18 protein-coding genes and 3 pseudogenes are annotated in these 19,715 nt (G+C 40.8%); 7 read left to right on the top strand and 14 right to left on the bottom strand.

Annotation, left to right across the window (positions count from 1 at the left end; all coding sequences use genetic code 11):
- Positions 1-1,203, top strand: a complete 1,203-nt coding sequence (locus JMW39_RS00195) for a hypothetical protein (protein WP_201542931.1) — start codon at positions 1-3, stop codon at positions 1,201-1,203.
- Positions 1,204-1,300: 97 nt separating this feature from the next.
- The gene (locus tag JMW39_RS00200; RefSeq protein WP_201542932.1) at positions 1,301-2,272 is read left to right on the top strand and encodes a glycosyltransferase family 2 protein; all 972 of its coding nucleotides are present in this window, start codon (positions 1,301-1,303) and stop codon (positions 2,270-2,272) included.
- Between the two features lie 15 nt (positions 2,273-2,287).
- On the opposite strand, the gene JMW39_RS00205 is transcribed toward JMW39_RS00200, so the two are convergent.
- The 10 genes from JMW39_RS00205 to JMW39_RS00250 all read right to left on the bottom strand — a co-directional run bounded on the left by JMW39_RS00205 (position 2,288) and on the right by JMW39_RS00250 (position 11,334).
- Positions 2,288-3,043: a hypothetical protein gene (locus JMW39_RS00205; RefSeq protein WP_201542933.1), complete on the bottom strand. Its 756-nt coding sequence runs from the start codon at positions 3,041-3,043 to the stop codon at positions 2,288-2,290.
- Between the two features lie 702 nt (positions 3,044-3,745).
- Positions 3,746-4,036: a hypothetical protein gene (locus JMW39_RS00210; protein WP_201542934.1), complete on the bottom strand. Its 291-nt coding sequence runs from the start codon at positions 4,034-4,036 to the stop codon at positions 3,746-3,748.
- Between the two features lie 82 nt (positions 4,037-4,118).
- Positions 4,119-4,856, bottom strand: coding sequence for a hypothetical protein (locus JMW39_RS00215; RefSeq protein WP_201542935.1), 738 nt, complete (start codon positions 4,854-4,856; stop codon positions 4,119-4,121).
- Between the two features lie 71 nt (positions 4,857-4,927).
- Positions 4,928-5,602 (bottom strand): glycosyltransferase, encoded by a 675-nt coding sequence (locus JMW39_RS00220; protein WP_201542936.1) that lies wholly within the window; start codon positions 5,600-5,602, stop codon positions 4,928-4,930.
- Positions 5,599-6,330 (bottom strand): class I SAM-dependent DNA methyltransferase, encoded by a 732-nt coding sequence (locus tag JMW39_RS00225; protein ID WP_201542937.1) that lies wholly within the window; start codon positions 6,328-6,330, stop codon positions 5,599-5,601. The genes JMW39_RS00220 and JMW39_RS00225 overlap by 4 nt, the downstream gene beginning before the upstream one ends.
- On the bottom strand, positions 6,314-7,174 hold the full coding sequence (locus JMW39_RS00230) for a PIG-L deacetylase family protein (protein ID WP_201542938.1): 861 nt from the start codon (positions 7,172-7,174) through the stop codon (positions 6,314-6,316). Before JMW39_RS00230 ends, JMW39_RS00225 begins: the two co-directional genes overlap by 17 nt.
- Complete coding sequence (locus JMW39_RS00235; protein WP_201542939.1) at positions 7,162-8,244, bottom strand: acyl-CoA dehydrogenase; 1,083 nt, start codon at positions 8,242-8,244, stop codon at positions 7,162-7,164. The genes JMW39_RS00230 and JMW39_RS00235 overlap by 13 nt, the downstream gene beginning before the upstream one ends.
- 18 nt (positions 8,245-8,262) lie before the next feature.
- Positions 8,263-9,840 carry an alpha,alpha-trehalose-phosphate synthase (UDP-forming) gene (locus tag JMW39_RS00240; protein WP_201542940.1) on the bottom strand — a complete coding sequence of 526 codons (1,578 nt, stop codon included), beginning with the start codon at positions 9,838-9,840 and terminating at the stop codon, positions 8,263-8,265.
- The gene (gene otsB / locus JMW39_RS00245; RefSeq protein WP_201542941.1) at positions 9,837-10,724 is read right to left on the bottom strand and encodes a trehalose-phosphatase; all 888 of its coding nucleotides are present in this window, start codon (positions 10,722-10,724) and stop codon (positions 9,837-9,839) included. Before otsB ends, JMW39_RS00240 begins: the two co-directional genes overlap by 4 nt.
- Before the next feature lie 220 nt (positions 10,725-10,944).
- Positions 10,945-11,334 (bottom strand): hypothetical protein, encoded by a 390-nt coding sequence (locus JMW39_RS00250; protein WP_201542942.1) that lies wholly within the window; start codon positions 11,332-11,334, stop codon positions 10,945-10,947.
- Between the two features lie 755 nt (positions 11,335-12,089).
- Between JMW39_RS00250 and JMW39_RS13175 the strand changes: the two are divergent.
- Positions 12,090-12,704: pseudogene (locus tag JMW39_RS13175) on the top strand (M48 family metallopeptidase).
- A 202-nt stretch (positions 12,705-12,906) separates the two neighbouring features.
- Entirely contained in the window at positions 12,907-13,200 is a 294-nt protein-coding gene (locus JMW39_RS00265) for a helix-turn-helix domain-containing protein (RefSeq protein ID WP_227679086.1), read from the top strand.
- A 14-nt stretch (positions 13,201-13,214) separates the two neighbouring features.
- Here the strand turns inward: JMW39_RS00265 and JMW39_RS13180 are convergent.
- The 3 genes and pseudogenes from JMW39_RS13180 to JMW39_RS00275 form a co-directional block, all read right to left on the bottom strand.
- A pseudogene (locus tag JMW39_RS13180) lies at positions 13,215-13,490 on the bottom strand (transposase); the annotation flags it as partial.
- Positions 13,491-13,565: 75 nt separating this feature from the next.
- Positions 13,566-13,748, bottom strand: a pseudogene (locus JMW39_RS13185) (integrase core domain-containing protein); the annotation flags it as partial.
- 109 nt (positions 13,749-13,857) lie between these two features.
- Entirely contained in the window at positions 13,858-14,451 is a 594-nt protein-coding gene (locus tag JMW39_RS00275) for a DDE-type integrase/transposase/recombinase (RefSeq protein ID WP_201542946.1), read from the bottom strand.
- Between the two features lie 173 nt (positions 14,452-14,624).
- Between JMW39_RS00275 and JMW39_RS00280 the strand changes: the two genes are divergently transcribed.
- Complete coding sequence (locus JMW39_RS00280) at positions 14,625-15,326, top strand: DUF1003 domain-containing protein (RefSeq protein ID WP_201542947.1); 702 nt, start codon at positions 14,625-14,627, stop codon at positions 15,324-15,326.
- Positions 15,327-15,418: 92 nt separating this feature from the next.
- On the opposite strand, the gene JMW39_RS00285 is transcribed toward JMW39_RS00280, so the two are convergent.
- Positions 15,419-16,171 (bottom strand): UTRA domain-containing protein, encoded by a 753-nt coding sequence (locus JMW39_RS00285; protein WP_227679087.1) that lies wholly within the window; start codon positions 16,169-16,171, stop codon positions 15,419-15,421.
- Between the two features lie 315 nt (positions 16,172-16,486).
- On the opposite strand from JMW39_RS00285, the gene hutU reads away from it, so the two are divergent.
- Positions 16,487-18,205, top strand: a complete 1,719-nt coding sequence (gene hutU, locus JMW39_RS00290; RefSeq protein WP_227679089.1) for a urocanate hydratase — start codon at positions 16,487-16,489, stop codon at positions 18,203-18,205.
- 69 nt (positions 18,206-18,274) lie between these two features.
- Positions 18,275-19,666 (top strand): YjiH family protein, encoded by a 1,392-nt coding sequence (locus JMW39_RS00295; protein ID WP_265088422.1) that lies wholly within the window; start codon positions 18,275-18,277, stop codon positions 19,664-19,666.
- Positions 19,667-19,715 lie beyond the last annotated feature (49 nt).

Below are 19,715 nucleotides of genomic sequence, written 5' to 3' on the forward strand. Positions count from 1 at the left end.
ATGCGTCTTGGCTACTACGCACATCATCACGGCTCAGGACACTGCCGTCAAATTGATAAACTTGCGGCGCTATTACCGGTGGATGCAAAAAGACAGTTAATAGTATTTACGAGCTTAAGCCGAGATGATTATAATTTTACCGCTGTTGATGAAACACAAATTGTAAGGCTGCAAGCAGAAGATGAGTGTGCAGATGATGTGCTAAAAGGGCGCGCAGGAGAACATTGGCAACCAGACAGCCTCCATTACTCGCCTGTCGGTAATAGCAATATTCAAAAGCGCAGCCATCAAATACTAGATACAATTTATCAGTGTAAAATTGATTTGATGATTATTGATGTGAGTGTTGAAGTGGCGATGCTTTGCCGCGCTGCCAGTATTCCTTATCTTTATATCAGACTTCCTGGTATTCGTGATGATACCCCGCATCTCAATGCCTTTGCTGGCGCTCTTGCCTTACTAGCCCCTTATCCTCGTCTACTAGAGGCTACTATGACACCTGAATGGGTAGGTAAAAAAACGCTATACCTTGATTTTATTAATACTGCGCAGCAAAAAGAGCTAACTTATCATGAGTTCATAAAAATACTAGAGAAGTTAAATACTTTAAATCTAAAAGACTGGGAAGAAGATGCGCCTACTATCATTACCGTTATTAAGGGCTACGGCGGACATGAGGCCATTGACATGAAATTACCGGAGTTGCGCCGCCTATTACCCAACGCCTTTATCATATCACTTGGTCCTATAAACGATGACATGCGATGCCACGTTGATATTGCTGCGCAAGTAAATGATGTCACACCGTTTATACAACATAGTGATTATCTACTGATGGCCTGTGGTTTGAACGCAGTTGCGCAAGCCTATGATTATGGTACGACACTCGTGGTTTTGCCTGATGACCGTCCGCATCAAGAGCAAGAAGTGATGGCGCAAGCATTAATAAACCAAGAACGCGCATTGAGCTGGCAGCAATTTAAAACCTTGCTGTCTCATAAACAAACTCATACTAACCCGAATGGACAATCGGCAAATAAAGTACAGCCCAAGTCAGTGTCAAAGTCTAGTAACGCATATCGCAACAAAGACTGTTTAACTGGTGCCCAAGAATTTATGGATAGTACGACTGAATATCCAACGACCAAAGCTTGGTTCGAAAAGTGGTTACTTCCCAAACTTGAGTTAAATCCTGACTACTAATAACTTCAACAATAATAAACAAACTCTCAATAATATTAAACGCATTATAAAAAACAAAATGATAAAGAGGCTGTGACGACTGATGAGCATAAAATCCATGTCTACTGCTAAAGATGGTACTGACCATGTGCCAGTAACGGTTATCACCACCTGTTACGGCCGCAATAGCCATCTTTATAATCTACTTAGCAGCCTTATGAACGGTAGCGTAAAGCCAGATGAGGTCATTATTGTCAATGACGATGCAGACTCCAAACGTTTGGCTGAATTTTCTTTAAATATCTTAAAAATTCCTACCACCATTGAAGCAGCGGTCAATATATCAAATAAAGCTGGTTTTGATATTGGGCACAATCGTAATATCGGCGCGGCGCATGCTACTCATGACACACTCATTTTTTTAGATGTTGATTGTATAGTAGCACCGACGTTTATTGAGCAATTAATCGCTAAATTACAACGATATCCTAACTCCTTACTCATGGGTCAACCGCGCTATCTCACGCGACCTTTGTCAGATATGGAAAGCTTAAAGTTAGAAAATCGTTCACTAACCACCTGCTTTTTAAATAAACTGTCTGTTTATAACCCTTATCGTTATAATTTTAATGAGGCCGACTACATTGCCACATCAATAAAGCAGACGGTTATTGAGCAGACCGATGACTACGGTGCGTTTTGGAGTTTATGCTTTGCTATTAAACGCCAACAGTTTGAGCATATAGGTGGGTTTGATACTCAATACATCGGTTATGGCGCCGAAGATACTGATTTTGCTTTTACTGCGCGAAAATTAGATATCGACTTTTATCTCACGGCTGACATTGTTTACCATCAGCAGCATAGCGTCTATCGGCCACCTCTTAATCATCTAGATAGCATTGTCATCAATGCCAATCGTTTTTATGAGAAATGGCAGCACTGGCCAATGGAGGGGTGGCTTAAGCAATTTTCAAATATAGGACTTATTTGTTGGACAGTGGTACAGTCGACGCCGATAGTTGTGTTACGAAAACCTAGCGCTCATGAGATAGAGCAAGCACACTGCCCTAATGCACCCTATGTTTAAATTTTTAGTTAATGCTCAATACTGACGAATAACCTCTACTTTTTGCGGCGGCGCACTCATTTCGCGGCGCTCAAAACCCCAGTTATGCCCGTGCCAAAAATGGGCAGTCTTATCATTATCATTAAAACCTATCATTAATAGTTGTAGTGGCAGATCTGATTCTTGCACCAACTGTAGATGTTCTCGAGCGGCTAATAGCAATCGATATAACAAAAACCCGGACGACGGTGCTGACGAATGAATATCGCCAAAGTAAGGGTAATCAGCAACGACCGGATGACACTCGGACAGTACTCTATGGTAGCTATCGTTCTGTAATAACTCTTCCACCACTGGTGGAATAATGAGTATTCGGTCAGAAGTAATAGGATCATAGTCAGGGTTTGGATCATCACTTGGTAACGGAAACTGGTAAGGCTGATTGCTCAGCAATATACCTAATGGTGCAGCCTTTGCCATTCTCTTCATTACTGCTACGTTATTACTTCTAGGTGGCAAGCCAAAATGCAGTTTACTGTCGCCAATCTGCCGAAAAAATAATAATTTAGGCAATTTACTAATTAACGGATGGTTAGCAAAAAAATCGGCGTGTATGAAATAATTAAACAATACTAAAACATCATCAGGTTCCAACAGCTGCTCAAGTTGCGTGGTGCTAATAGACGGATTATTGGCGATAAATACTATTCTATTTTTTTGCTCTAGGGCATTTTGAATGTTAAGTGGCAAACTTGCAAAGGCAGCTTCTTCTTTACTTATTTTATTAGACACGCATTCACTCCCACCTGATAACGAAATACTTTTTCAAGTATTGAATCATAATTTTTAACTATACCAACTTGTTTAATAGACTTTGATACAATCTTATTTATACTCATTGACGAACAGATTACATACTAAAAATATGAGTATTAAAATAATTGGTGGTGTGTCAAAAAGTATGCTGATTAAAATTTGAACAATTTTTGAAGCCTTGAAAGCCCTATAGAATCAGAGAACTTAGCATAGATTTCTTATGGACTTCTATCGCCAGCATACTTTTTAGAACACCACCAAATAATTCTTGTGATCAAAATGATATATTTAGACAGCAAAATCACTGATTTGAAGACACGAAAGTATTGTTAAACCTATTAACATGGAATTTTCCTAGAAAGCTGCATACCGCTTTTTACTGCCTGACGGGAGAATAAGCAATAACTAATCAAGAAAAAATAAAAAATCCAATGCTAGGCATTTTATTTAAACACCTAACATTGGATCACTGAGCCTAATCTTATAAATCACCAATCTACTTTCTTTTTATCTTTATTCACGGCAACTTATTAATTTTTTCTTATTGATTAGCACTCAGCGTGTTAAAGCCATTTAATTTTAAAAAATACTTGTGAACTATATAGACAGCGTACTTGTATAGGTTGCGCCGTCTTTTTATAATCATTTAGAATGCTACTGCACACCGTCTGCCGCTGTTTAATCTAAGTTTGGATTCTCGTCAGTATGATTGTCTGGCTCATCATTACCCATACTATATGTAGACCCTGACTGATTCATTATGCCTGTTCCATCACTAGAATTAGCAGTAGAGTCTGTAACAGTATCCACATTAGTATCGTTTGTCGGTGACAGCGTACCCTCTTGAGAGGCTGCATCTTCAACTTCTGAACCTTGAGTGGTTCCTATGGCGTCGCCTGATTGAGTACTAGCGTCCTCTTTTTTACTACCACAAGCACTTATGCTCATAATAGCGGCTAAGGACGCCATAAGAAGACCTGTACGTCATGATACGTTTAATTCTATTATCTTCATCTCAACGTCCTTAAGTAAAATTAAAGTAAAGTGCTAATTAGCCTCGTAGTTGGTCGAGCATACTTTGGTATTTATCTTTTTTATCAGTAATTTTACTACGTTCGTCTGTAGCATTGGGCACTGGCTCTTTAGAGTCTTCTGCGTTCTTATCAAAGGTTTTTAGCTCAGCCTCTGCAGCGTCCAGAAGCCTATTAAGCATCATAGCAACCGCTTTTTCAGAAACTTCGTGCGTCATACTAAAGGCTTCAGAGGTAAAATCATCTTTAAGCTTAGACGCCCATTGATAGATATTAGCTATTATTGCACTGTGCTTGTCATCTTGATCAGATTTACTAGATGTCTCTTTGTCATTGGAATCAGACTTCCCCTCTTTATCAGAGATAAAATCATCCTTAAGTTTAGACGCCCATTGATAGATATTGGCTATCGTCATACCATGCTTATCATCTTTGTTAGATTCATCATCTTTGTTAGATTCATCATCTTTGTTAGATTCATCATCTTTGTTAGATTCATCATCTTTGTTAGATTCACCATCTTTGTTAGATTCATCATCTTTGTTAGATTCATCGTCTTTGTTAGATTCATCGTCTTTGGTAGAGTCAGCCTGTTTTTCCGCATTGTAATCTTCAAAGTCACCGTCTTCATACATTACCGTATCGCCTTTTAAGACCTCAACACCCGTTACTCTATCATTTGAAGGCGCTTCTGTTGTATTCTCAAGAGACTCTAAAGCATTCTTGATATTATCGTTACTAGTAGGCTTATCTGACATGATTTATAATCCTTATTGTTGAAGTATATCTACACTCAATGATAAGTCAGCGCAATCTTATATTGCGTATCTTAATGTAGATTGTTTTGTTCTAAATTGTTTAAAAATGCTGCAAAACCTCCATCCGCCCGAGCTTGCAACCGACTACTAGTCATCACGCGAACGCGATTGCTCCAAGTAATGGCATAGCTTTGAGCTTCAAATTTTCCGACCAAATCTACATCTTCATGACAAGGTAAAGAGGAGAAGCCACCAACAGCCAAATAAGCCTCACTGCTAAAACTTAAATTTGCTCCATGGATATGATGATGTCCCATTTTATCTTGGTAATGAGCAATATAATCTTCACGAGTTTGCGCGGTTAAATGTGCCCAGCTATCAACGTCTACCACCCCGCAAATCATATCTGTCGGTTGGTGGCTAATATGTTCAATCTGCTGTGCTAGCCAATCCACAGTTACCACTGAGTCAGCGTCTGTACAGGTAAGCCATATTGCCCCATTTGCGATCGCATGACGAATACCAATGTCTCTTACTTGTCCCACACATTGATAATCACAGCATAGGTAATCAACGCCCGCGGCTTTAACAATGGACTGCGTATCATCGGTGCAGCTATCCAGCACCACTAGCGGATACGCTTTGATTGTTGATGGTAATTGCTTGATAGCAGATTGTACTGATGCCAAGCATTTGGCGATAGTCATCGCCTCGTTATGAGCAGGAATCACAATACCGATTTTCATATCAGTTTTTCTTGCATAGCTACCGAACTTTGGCAACGCTGCCAGACGTCTAGTAAAAAATCGCTGTCTACCATTTGGCTTTGATGAGTGAATGCAACCTGATGCTTGTCATTACTTGTAAGGTTAAAAGCATGGTGCAGGCGCTGATGCACGGTCTCACCTGTCATGGTAAATCCATCGATAGCATAACGCCAATGACAACACAGTAACGTACCGCCTATAGCAAGGTTTTGCTCAGTCCAAGCGATCACTGTGTCAATATCATTGGGTGGTAAATAATATAAAATCTCGCTGATGACAATTAAATCAAAGGGTGACTTGTTAGTAGACGTACTGCCTGATAAAGGATAAGCCTCTATAACGGCATCTTTTAAAGTCAATAATTTATTAGGAATCACACCCTGAATGACCTTAACATGAGACACTTTTGCCAAGCGCGCTTTAGCAAGTTGCACTGCCCGTTGATTACCATCGATACTCACTAATGCCAGGCAACGTTGAGCCAATAACTCACTAAGCACGCCGTTTCCGCAGCCCAATTCAATAGCATTGTTATATTGAGATTGTGGCAGTATCGCCAGGCAAATATCACGTTTGCGTTTTTCATACCAACGAGTTTGATACTGCCATGGATCGGTATTATCCTTATATAACGCGTCAAAATACGATTCGGAATAGCCACCATATTGGTTCACGTCAGCTAAGCTATTTTTAGAGGTATGATTCATACAAATAAACCTCCCAAGGTTGGCTGATTCTAGCAATCGTTTGCGCGGATAAAATGGGAGGGTTTCCCGTACTTTCATCTGCAGTAATTTGACTTTTAAAACAGGCAATGGCCTCTATTTTACGTTGTAGTTGCTCAGGGGTTAAATCTACTCTGATAGCATGGTGCCAAGGGATACGATTATCAGCAGGTTTTGCCCAATGCCATGCCCAAATTAATACTTGATAACAAGCTAAATGATACTGCTTGGCAAATGAGGCAACCACTAGCCCGGTTGCTTCATGATCGGGATGACCGTCGCGCATAAAAGGCGTTATTAAAACATCGTTAGGCTGGATAATAGAGGTTAATCTTTGCTGAAACTGATCTTGTTGGCTAAAGACATTACCATCTGTTAAGTCTAAAGCAATAGTCGTAACCTGGTGAGCAATGCCTAATACTTCCAGGGCTTTAACACTTTCTTGTGGTCGGATAGTATCAAGGCTTTCTTGAGAATAAATTTGCGAGTTCGGATGACTTTGTGTGCCATTGGTCACGTGAATAAGAACAATAGGATTGCCATTCGCGGCCAGTTGTTGCAACAGACCGCCACAGCCTAGCACTTCGTCATCAGGATGCGGGGCGAAGATGCAGACTCTTTGATTTGGGGCAAAGCTTTTTGCAATATCAAATCGAGGCAAATCTTGCAGCCCTACCCAATTTTGCCAAGCTTCTTGACTGGTGCCATCGCCTTCAATAACACGATTACCCACAATCGGATGGTTGCTTTTAAGCCTTTCAGCATGCGTGACGGCGACGTCTTTTTTTATACGTTTTATAGCCTCTTTAGATATTATAGGTGCCATATATTGTTCTGCCCATTGGATAAGTCATTGGATAAAGCGCCAGCTAACTCGCCGATTTTTTGCATATCAAAAGCGCCATGGCTTTGGCGGATAAACACGGGCAGATCCGCTGACAATCTTGCAAAATGGGCATGGCGGCAAAATGGCGCTGCTCCCAATGCCTGTCCGATAACCTCCATTACTTGGCGAGCGACTTTTTCAACCTGTAATCTTAACTGACGAATAGCAAGCTCATGGCTGAGCTGTGGCTGACTATCTATTAAATCAGCCACATAATGAAAATACTGCTGAGTGACTGCCAATGCCGTACTAATTTGACCCAAATACATGGCTTTATAATCGTTTGGTTTCTGCTGATAGGCGCTGATTAAATAGTCTGCTAGATAAGCGGTTGCCCCATACCAACAAGCAGCAACCCCTGCTGCCCCATGCCAAAATCCTACCCGTTCTAGATAGGCATTGGCTGTCCCAACTTGAGCGGCTGCTACTTCATGAAACTGTAATATCGCTGTATCAGTGGCTTGCATCCCTACCGCTTGCCATTGTTCGTTATCAATCTCAATACCTGATTGGCTCATATCTACGACAAGCAATTGCGCGTGGCCATTAGCATTACGATACGTTATGAGTCCATGATCTACCATATTGGCCCCTGAGCACCACGCTTTGATACCGCTGACTTTTCCTTGCTCATAACGTATAGGATTACCTTCTGCTCCCCAAACAGCCCATAACCCTTGATTCGCTTTAGTATAGCCTATCTCATGTAAAATGCTTAGAGCGTCTAAATGCGACTCAAACCATTTTGCAATCGTTAAATCAATCCCTGCTACATAAGCCAAAATTTGCCAACGGCTCAACGTACCTGAGACTTCTCCATTTACAGGGCTAGCACCACTTGCAGGATGCGGGATTTTATCGCTATAGGTGATTAAGGTTTTTAAAATATCATGACGTAAGGTATCAGTTAAGCTAAGCGTACTAGTAGCTTGATTATCAACCCGTAAGATATTTTCTATACTGGCTTTCATCTCTGATAATAAAGAATTTTTTGCATTTAGCAGTAACATGAGGCCTCCTAATTATTCTTATGAGTCAGACATTTGGGCTGTAACAGATTGCGAAATATCTGTTTGATGCCCTTTTACATCATACAAATCATTTAAAAAATTCTGCTGCCAAACCTGTAAGTCATTTTGTTGTAGTCCTTGCAGTAATGACTGATAGCGCGACTGCCGCTCATCTAACGGCATTCTCAAAGCAATCCCTAAACCCTCTGTCATACTTTTTGGCTGGTATGGATCTATAATGACCGCGGCTTGCATTTGCTCAGCTGCCCCAGCATAACGTGAGAGCAATAACACGCCAGGATCGTCAGGATTTTGAGCCGCAATATACTCTTTGGCAACTAAGTTCATACCATCTTTAAGCGAATTAACCCAACCGATATCACTCTGCCAAAACATTGTCATTAGTGTCTCGTGGCTTATGACGCTTTCGCAGTAGTTGATAGCTTGCCAACTACTCATAATATTCTCATTTTCAGAAATATCATTTCTACACTTACTGAATAAGAACTGCTGATTAACATCATTAATAGCAGTTTTCACATCATTATAGAGGTGTTGATAAGCAGTCAAATCTAAGCGACTAGGACAGGCAATTTGTAATAACGTCAGCTGATTCTGGTATAGAGGATTTTGCTGTAAAAAATCGCGGTATGCTGAAAAACGCTTTAACAACCCCTTTGAGTAATCGATTCTGTCCACCGCAATAATTTTTTGGGCAGCAGGTTTTATGGTCTTTTTATTCTGATTGGCTTTGTCATATTGCGAGGATAAGTGGCTAATTTTCTGCTGTATTCTTGTCACATTTATGCCGATTGGATAAGCATCAATCCGCAAATAGTGAGGATGATTTAGACCTAAGTTAAGCATAATTTGCGTATTTTTTGACTGAGTAAAGGTGCTAAAACCTTGCGTGGTATATAAGACGTTTACTAGCGAATCTTTTAAATAATAATGACATACAGCAAAGCAATTGGCTCTACCTTGCTGAGTTTGTGTACCAAGCACGTCGTAATGAGCAAGATGCCTAATGAGCTCACCGCTTTTATCAAGTGATTGCCAGAAAGGTAATGAGACAAAGGGGATGTGGAAAAAAAAGCCGATACGATTGCAAATACCCAGCTGCCTACAATGATATGCCACACTTAAAAAATGATAATCATGCACCCAAATCACATCATCAGGCTCAATAACCTTCTTTAATTGCTTAGCAAAGAGGTGGTTTACCGTTTGATAGCCTGCGTAATCCTCTGGCGCTTGACTAATTAAATCAACTCGCTCGTGCAATAATGGCCACAGTACATTGTTGGCAAAGCCGCAGTAAAACTGCTGATACTGCTCAGTGGTAAGTGCAGTGGTCATATAAGTGATGAATGTATTGGCACACGGCGCGTCAGCGTCTGCTAAAGCAGTTTGTTTGATACTACTAAATTCATTAGTATAATCATCGTTATAGCGCTCGATAATTCTACCATTCCAGCCCATCCAAACGACTGATTTTCCGTTTAATACGTCTTGCAGTGCTATTGCAAGTCCACCTGCCATTGGGTTGTTATCAGGCATTTTAACCCGATTAGACAAGACGATTAAGCGGCTCATACCACGTGTCTCACTTTCACCGTTTCTTTTACTAACGCATTATGTTGTTGGCAGAAGCTTAAAAAGCTATCTAGTAAAACAGTCACCTCATGAGTGTCATGGACGTAGTAATTGGCATGAGTAGGCTCACAACCGACCTTAATTCCCATCCCTTTTATTAACTGTGGTTCGTCTTCTAGCGATTTACTTTCACCTTGTACAGCCATAAATCCTGCTTCATCCGTAATATCATCACCGATGAAAATAGGAAAAACACTCTTATTACTCTGCACTTTTTTTAGTAAAGCTAGAATGGCGCTACCTTTATTTGCTCCTTTTGGCACCACCTCCCAAACATATTTACCGGATTTTAATGTCCAGTTATCATGACTTTTTAAGGTTTGTACCATGATGGTATAAGCCGCATCAGCTAAAGCAGGGTTTTTCCGGAAATGGAGGGCGACAGAATAGGGTTTGTTTTCTACGATGAAGTCATCAAAGGGAATGCAAGATTGGATAATAGATTCTGTTATTACAGCAAGTTCTATAATATTAACAGATACAACGTTTGTCTCATTATGGTCACTGCTGTCATCAAACGCTATTTCTAGTCCATGCGTTGCTGCGATCGGTAATGTTAAAGGAGACAGCATTTGTCTTGCTTCAGCCAAACTGCGTCCTGTCACAGCAGCAATTTTTACACCATAGGTTTGTATTTTTTGTAGAAGAGTTAAGGTTGACGTTGGGATAACGCTATCCTTAGGATTCAATGTGAAATCGGCTAATGTGCCATCTATATCTAGAAACAAACAATAGCCTTGCTGATGGGATAAATAGTCAGCAAAGTTTTTTGGTGGAATATAGATAGGTCGCCTATTTATGCTGGGGCTTTTTGCTGAAGTCACGTTTCTTCCTTGTTAGTAAGAGACCATCTTGCGCTGAGACCACCTAAATATGAAACATTCTACCTGTTAAGAGTTGCTGTATTTCTAATATATGCCTATAGGGATGATATTCTTAAATAGTTGAATCTAATAAGAAGTTTGCCATAGCCCAAGTGGAAATTTAGTCATTAGAGTGTGCTGTTTGATATAAGTTCTGTAACTTACTAAATATGGATGGTATTTATAGCAGGCCGCTATACATGGTATGTGATTCAATGGCACTTAGCTTTTTGCGTAGTGCGCTCATTTGTAATTCGAAGTTCTTGTAATACTCTACTTTGTCTTTCTCTTTTTCCTCTAAGCTTTTTTGATAAGTAAAATCATCCAATAGCATTAAACAATTTGTAATTAACTTGAGATTATTTAATGATAGATCCTCATATCTACCCAAATCATGTGATTTGATTTTTGAGCGTAATTCAAATAATCCTAAGTTACTGTCTTGATGATATTTTTTAATGAGCTCGTCCCTGGACTCTACACTACTCTTATCATTTTCTTTCATGGCAATCCTCAAGCTATTGTCAATCAAACTCCGTTCTTGCACTGTCAAATCAAGATGATCATTCATTCACTATCCTCGCTTTTGGACTTAAGGTTTTTTTATTACGAAACGAGAAAACTGGACATACTGAAAAATGGGTAACTATTAGCACAACTTTTGTAAATTCAGTCTTAGTTAGAGTAAGCCACATCAAATATATTAGATGCCGATTCACTTAAGTCAGGCAGTGATCTATGCAGTCAATGCTATATATATTAACGTAGGTTATTGTAATTACACAGACTGAAAATAGTCATCAAATTATATCTGTCTTAGCAATCTAAAACTCAAACGCTTTTTAGTCATAGCCTAACTACATACCTCAACAGAATCAATCTAAACCAAATTTTGAGGAACTTGAATTCGTCATATAAGCCCCTTGTTAATAACTTAATTTTTTCGATATTTTCGTTCATCAGAGTATGTTTTTTAATGCACATGCTGTCATTGCTGATATTTGCTTTACTAAACTATTATTTGGTATTTTGATTGATTGAGCTAATAGTAAAGGTGAGACTATTGTAGATTTAGCGACCCTCTTGGATGATGCTGAATATCTGATATAGCTACTGAAACAGAATAAGGTTGATCCTTACTTAGCTCAAGCATGCCAGCAAGTGTTAAAGTCAGTAGAAATACACTGATGCTATGAGTTTTATAGTTAGATTACATATATTTGCTGAATAGCTAGATGAACATTGGCATTTGAATAACTGCTGATAGTTCTGCTTTGCAAAGCTTATTACTATGGTTTATTGAGCATAGGTCATCTTCATATCATCGTGATACCAACTGATGATCGAATTAGAGTGGCCGCACCTGAATCAATGACGGAAACTGCTATTCGAATAGCGGTTATTCATCGCATACCTTGGACTCATCAGCAGCAGGCAAACTTTGCCAACCAAATCCGTCGATCTACTCGAGAAATTATCAGTGAAGAGACACATTACTTATGGGGCAGACTTTACCGGCCTAAGGTTATTGAGGTAGATACAACTCAAAGCCTATTACGTAACTTTAAACTAAAAGGCAGCAAATTTATCTTAACAGTCAGTACCGGAACATCAACTGCTGATAGATTAAAAACATCCAATGAGTACTATTGCGCGCGCTTAAAGGCTCGTGCTCACGATCTAATTAATAAATGTTTCAAGAAGATTGATGTGACTGCTTAAAGCTGACAAGTACAAAAAATGAAGACTAAGTGGGGTAGCTATAATATTGACCAAGGTCGCTTTTTACTTAATTTAGAGTTAGTAAAAAAGCTCCTACCCTGCTTAAAGTATATTATTGTTCATGAGCTACTGCATTTTAAAGAGCGTCAGCATAACGATAGATTCAAGGCTCTGCTAGATACTCAGATAGTATACTATATAGCGGTTATTTCGATTTAATTTATACTTATAACATGAGCGTTATTAGGTGCCATTACCTCTAATATTGCGGGTTCATGAAAGTCATTTATAAACATACTGGTATCAACCAAAACATGAGAAGAATGTGTTTATAAACGCTTTAAGCTAGTATTCTTAGTACGTACACAGTAAAGCATTAAAAAATATTTGTCAGGTGGCTTTATGAATATCGGGGTTTGATGTGAGCGACCTGCTACTACCTAGTATTAAAAAAGATAATAGCCAAAGTGAACAAAAACTTAAGATATCTGCAACCAGTGGTAGCTTACAACTCGTTGATGACAAAATTATTAATTGTGCGCTTGAAAATTTATTTTATGAAGGTTTTGATCTAGAACACTTCAATGACAAAATTATTCAGGCAGCTTTAAGTAAATGTGATGGTAACGTCTCTAAAGCCGCTCGTCTTCTAAATATAAGTCGAGCTAAGCTTGACTATCGACTGAGTAAAGCTAATAGAGAAATTGCGGATTAGGACGTGTTGAACATTCATAATTTCAACCAGAAATAAGCACAAGCAAGAGCCACCGTATTCTCATAACTTTGCTTGAGCTTATCAAATCTTGTGGCAACTGCTCTATAGTTTTTTAGTTTAGCGAAAGCATTTTCTACTAAGTGGCGGACTTTGTACAAGTCCCAATCCATATGGTCGTTAGAGGACTTTGTGTTTCGTTTTCGAGAGATGTTATCACGCGTCCCTGCTTGTTTAATATGCGCTCGTAGTGCATCAGAAACATATCCCTTATCGGCACATACTCTAGTGGTAAAATAATTTAGGACAACTGATAAGAGGTTTTTATTAAAGTAGCGTTTCTCTTTTTCTAGCGATGTTAAATAATTGTTAAAAGTATGAGGTCTCACGGTTTGATAATAGCCCCAGATATAGTCAGTGATGGCGCTTTTAGCCTCAAAGATATCCTCGTAGCCGACCTTTGGCATCCATTCTGCTTTCAAGCTTCTGAAGAAGCGCTCAGTTGGCGCGTTGTCCCAACAGTTACCTTTTCGGCTCATACTTTGCGTCATGCCCTCACAACTTGCCACGGATTCAGCGAATGTCTTACTGGTGTAATGGCTTCCCTGATCAGAATGAAACAGTACGCCACTGGCGTTTAAGTCTGTTGTGATATGCCATCTACAACTCTTTAGCAGTCAGCACGCTGTCAGGGGAATCTGATATGGCAAAGCCAATAATACGACGGGCATATAAATCTAAAACAACAGCTAGGTAGCACCAGCCGCCTTTGATACGAATATATGTGACATCACCCGTCCAGACTTGATTGGGCGCTGATGGGCTAAAATTACGGTTCAGTATGTTGTCATGAGCTTTGTGTTCTTCATTAGCATGCTTATATTTATGCGTCTTTAATTGACAGCTTTTAAACCCCATGCTGCTCATAAGTTTACCTACCATATAACGGGTCAGCTTGATGTTATGCTCATTCATTAATATGGCGGCAATGCTGCGAGCGCCTGCTGAGCGCTTTGAGTCGTTAAATATTTGGCGTATTAAGGCTTTGGTTTTGACGGTTTCAAGGCTGATGAGCTTGGGCTGCATGCCATAGTAGTAACTGCTTTTCATTACGCTAAATAGCTTGCACAGAAGACTTTTACTGACATGCTTGTCTTGCTCTGCAAGCTGGCTGATCAGCGCTATCCGTTCAGGCTGTCCCATGCTAGCAGAGCAGAAGCCTTTTTTAAGATGTCGCGCTCCATCCTTAAACACTTATTCTCTTTACACAACTCTTGGAGCTCGCACTGTTCATACGTTAAGGCATTGCCAACCTTAGCTGCTTGGCCAGTCATTTCTTGACGGTATTGGCTCAGCCATTTTTGCAGGGTGGATTTGCCTATCCCTGTAGTGGTCGTTAATTTGAATGACTATAAAGGAATATAGCGATGAATAAGAAAAATGAATTTTATAAATGTATTGTCTGTGGTCAAAACTATCCAGTAAAAAGCCTCACACCCATAGGAACAGTAAGGAAAACCATTACCGAAGAAATTTTACATGATTTTCCCGAATGCTTGCCTAAAGATTATATTTGCCAAACCGATTTAAGCAAATATCGAACGAAGTATGTCAAATCATCGCTAAGTTCTGAAAAAGGCGAGGTGACAGATCTTGAATCTGAATTGATTAAAAGTATGCAACAGCATGAACTTATCACCAAAAATATTGATACGACCCTAGAGCAAGAATGGACATTTGGTGAACGATTGGCAGATAAAATTGCCACGTTTGGGGGTAGTTGGACATTTCTCATTTGTTTTGCCATTTTTCTAGCCATTTGGATTATCGTCAATACCGTGGTGATGGTTGCTCGTCCTGCTGATCCCTACCCGTTTATTCTATTAAATTTAATACTGTCCTGTATCGCTGCTATTCAAGCACCTGTGATTATGATGAGCCAAAATAGACAGGAAACCAAAGACCGATTGCGCTCAGAAAATGATTATCAAATTAATTTAAAAGCCGAGCTTGAGATTCAACACTTGCATGAAAAACTGGACCACCTTTTAATGCATCAATGGGATAGGTTAGCTGAAATACAAGAAATCCAACTCGATTTATTATCTGAGATGAGCAAAAAGCAATAGGATAGACGCTATCTTGTCCGTAAATATAGTCGTCAAATATAAACTTAATGTTACACTCAAGAGATTGGCAGCTATAGCAATGAAAATTAAGGCTATAACTCCCCTGTAAACTGATAACGATCCCCTGCATGCCACATCTTCACAAAGGTCAGTACCCGTCCTGCTGAATACGTCTGACGGCGCAGTACTAGCGTTGGTGACTGCGGTGCAACCTGCAACGCATTTGCAATTTCATCAGGTGCTGCCACTGCTCGAATGGTATAGCTACCGCGCTCTAGTGGGCTTTTAGCAATGAGGTAATCGCTAGTATTGACCACGCTAAAATCTTGCTCGAGAAATTGTGGTACTTTTTTCGCATCTACCCAGCGCTCTTCAAACTGTATCGGCTGACCATCAGCAAAATGAACGATTTTTACTTCGTATAACACAGCTATTTCACTGCTACAAGTATCCTCTGAATCAGAGGATACTACTGCTGTATCAAGATCAAACTTACCACGCATTTCATCATCTAACATGCTCGCAGTAATAGCACGTTTGCTCACAACGTGTGCCTGATAATCACGATTGGCCGATTTTAAATCTTGAGCGATATTACGCACTTCCACAAAAGTATGATTAAACTGCTGCTGGGCAACAAACGTCCCCGACCCTTGCCGGCGTTCTAATACCCGCTCTTCACTCAATTCCTTTAAAGCCCGGTTGACCGTCATACGAGAGACGCCAAACTCTTCTGCCAACGCCATTTCTGTAGAAATCGCATTACCCGCCTGCCATTTACCCGAATGAATATTGTCCAGTATTGCGTTTTTAATCCGCTGATATGCTGGAATTGCTTTTGTCATGTCACACTTCACCTTTGTCATGCTTGTCTTCAACTGTCTATTTCAACTATGCAACTATGCAACTATGCAACTATGCAACTATGCAACTATGCAACTATAAAAGTGCTGACATAATATCACGACCATTATCACATTCACCATGAGATAGCCTTTTCAACCCATCAACCGCATAAATAATTTGACGACTTATAAAAAAATGCTTGCATGAAAAAATAATCTTTGATAATTTGTATATACAACTTATTGTTTACACCAAATAATACTACCAACAACATAACATTAGCAAGCTGTACAGATAATCAAAAGGATATGAGCATGACTACTGATAATGGATTGAACAAAACCCCTGCATATACTCGCCGTGATGAGAGTCGTAATATCGCTGCGCCGACTGGCAGCACACTACATTGTAAAAGCTGGCTGACCGAAGCCCCTTATCGCATGCTGCAGAACAACTTGCATCCTGATGTGGCTGAAAACCCAAAAAGCTTGGTCGTCTATGGCGGTATCGGACGCGCAGCCCGTAATTGGGAAAGCTATGATCAAATCTTAGCGTCGCTGAAAGAGCTAGAAGACGATGAGACCTTATTAGTACAATCTGGCAAACCAGTCGGTGTCTTTCAAACCCATGAGAATGCGCCGCGCGTATTGATTGCTAACTCTAACCTTGTACCGCGCTGGGCAACGTGGGAGCATTTCAATGAGCTAGATCGTAAAGACTTATTTATGTACGGTCAGATGACTGCGGGTAGTTGGATCTATATCGGTACCCAGGGCATCGTTCAAGGGACTTATGAAACCTTCGTTGAAGCCGGTCGTCAGCATTATGATGGCAGCTGGGCTGGACGTTGGATTTTGACTGCTGGTCTTGGTGGTATGGGTGGCGCGCAGCCACTAGCGGCTACCTTTGCCGGCGCGACCTCTTTAAATATAGAATGTCAGCAATCTAGTATTGATTTCCGCTTGCGTACCGGCTACGTCGATAAACAAGCTGATGATTTAGACCATGCTTATGAACTCATCAAGCAACATACCGCAGCTGGTGAAGCGGTTTCTATCGCCCTACTTGGCAATGCCGCAGACATCTTGCCTGATATGGTCAAGCGCGCCAATGCAGGTGAAATCAAACCCGATTTGGTCACTGACCAAACCTCAGCACATGATTTGATTAACGGTTACCTACCAAGTGGCTGGACGGTTGAAGAATGGAAAGCCGCTCAAGAAGACCCACAGCAACATGCTGCCTTAACCAAAGCCGCGGCTCAATCTTGTGCCGTACACGTACAGGCGATGCTCGATCTACAAGCCATGGGTATCCCAACAACCGATTATGGCAATAACATCCGTCAAGTTGCCTTCGATGAAGGCGTAAAAAATGCCTTTAATTTCCCAGGTTTTGTCCCTGCATATATTCGTCCGCTGTTTTGCCAAGGTAAAGGGCCATTTCGCTGGGTCGCATTATCAGGGGATCCAGAAGATATCTACAAAACCGATCAAAAGATTAAAGAGCTTTTCCCTGAAAACCAGCACATTCATCGCTGGCTTGATATGGCAAAAGAGCGCATTCAGTTCCAAGGTCTACCGGCACGTATCTGCTGGTTAGGTCTTGGTGAGCGTGATAAAGCAGGTCTTGCTTTTAATGAGATGGTCAAAAATGGCGAGCTTAAAGGTCCTATTGTCATCGGTCGTGACCACTTGGATACCGGTTCTGTTGCCAGCCCAAACCGCGAAACAGAAAGCATGAAAGATGGCTCAGATGCGGTGTCAGATTGGGCATTATTGAACGGTATGCTAAATGTCGCAGGCGGTGCCACTTGGGTATCATTGCATCATGGCGGTGGCGTAGGTATGGGGTACTCACAGCACTCAGGCATGGTCATCGTCGCTGATGGTACTGATGCGGCAGCCAAACGCTTGGCCCGAGTATTAGTCAATGATTGTGGTTCTGGCGTTATGCGTCATGCAGATGCAGGCTACGAGCTGGCGATTAAAACTGCCAAAGATTATGGCTTAAAGCTACCGATGATTAAATAACTTGCCCTTGTCCTTATACGATATCAGTCGACATAAGGACATCATCAATACTTTATCAAGGATGATAATATGTCTAAACAAGATCTTATGCCACCAGCTAGTCCAGTACCTGACATACTACTAGGCATTCCAACACCTAACATGACACCGCCTGAAAATTTGCTATCAAAGCCTATAGCGCTGATACAGCTTATAGTATTTAGTGCCATTGGTCTGGTGATGTTTTTTGTTCCTTTCACCATTGGTGAAAAAAGCACGATTTTGTTCGATCACGGCGCAACTTATCTAGTCAATCAGCAACATACTTTATCTGTTATTTTACTGTTTATGCTGATGATATTTGGCGTAAGTAAGCCATTTATCGATGGCTCATGGCGTAAAAATATCACCCACAAAATCCTAACCGTTTTTAAAGTGCTGGGACTGGTATTGGCAGTGATGTATATCAGTGGTAACGCGCCCGCCTTTATGATGGAAAAGGATATGCTGCCGTTTCTATTTGAAAAACTGGCGCTACCGGTTGGCATGATTGTCCCGCTTGGGGCGTTGATTCTGGCATTTTTAGTCGGTTTTGGCTTGCTTGAGATGGTTGGTGTGCTGATGCAACCGATTATGAAGCCTATCTGGAGAACACCTGGCGCATCAGCCATTGATGCGGTTGCTTCTTTCGTTGGTAGTTATTCGATTGGACTGCTAATTACCAATCGCGTTTATCTACAAAAGCAGTATTCTGCGCGTGAAGCTATCATTATCGCTACTGGCTTCTCTACAGTATCGGCAGCATTTATGGTGATTGTTGCTAAAACACTGGGGCTGATGGAATTTTGGAATCTGTTTTTTTGGTCAACGTTGGTGATTACTTTTATTGTCACCGCTATTACTGCCCGTATTCCACCGATTAGCCGGTTTGATAATGAGCTGGACCGTCCAAATTTAGACTACAAAAGAGGCACGCGTATAAAAGCGGCGTATGAGCTGGGTTTATCCACCTCACGCCGTGCATCGGATTTTAAACAAATTCTATGGTCTAATTTTCGTGATGGTTTGACCATGGCAGCGGCTATTGTGCCTTCTATCATAGCCGTTGGACTCACTGGACTATTATTAGCCAAGTACACGCCGGTATTTGACGCTCTAGGGTTGCTACTATACCCATTTACATGGTTAGGCGGTTTGCCAGAGCCACTCGTCGCTGCCAAAGGTATGTCAGCAGGACTGGCTGAGATGTTCTTGCCCGCCTTATTGCTCAGTGAAGCGGATATGTTAACCCGTTATGTCGCCGGCGTCATCTCTATTAGTAGCGTGCTGTTCTTTTCTGCCATGATTCCTTGTGTACTGGCGACCGAAATTCCCATCTCTGTTGGCAAAATGGTCATCGTTTGGTTCCAGCGTGTGGCACTTAGTATCTTGTTAGCAGCAGCTTTTGGACATTTGGCGATGTCTCTTGGCTGGATAAGTTAAGAAAACTCAAATAACATCACTATATATAGTGTATAGACAACCAATAATA

It is taken from the genome of Psychrobacter immobilis (assembly GCF_904846175.1).
Taxonomy (GTDB): Bacteria; Pseudomonadota; Gammaproteobacteria; order Pseudomonadales; family Moraxellaceae; genus Psychrobacter; species Psychrobacter immobilis_E.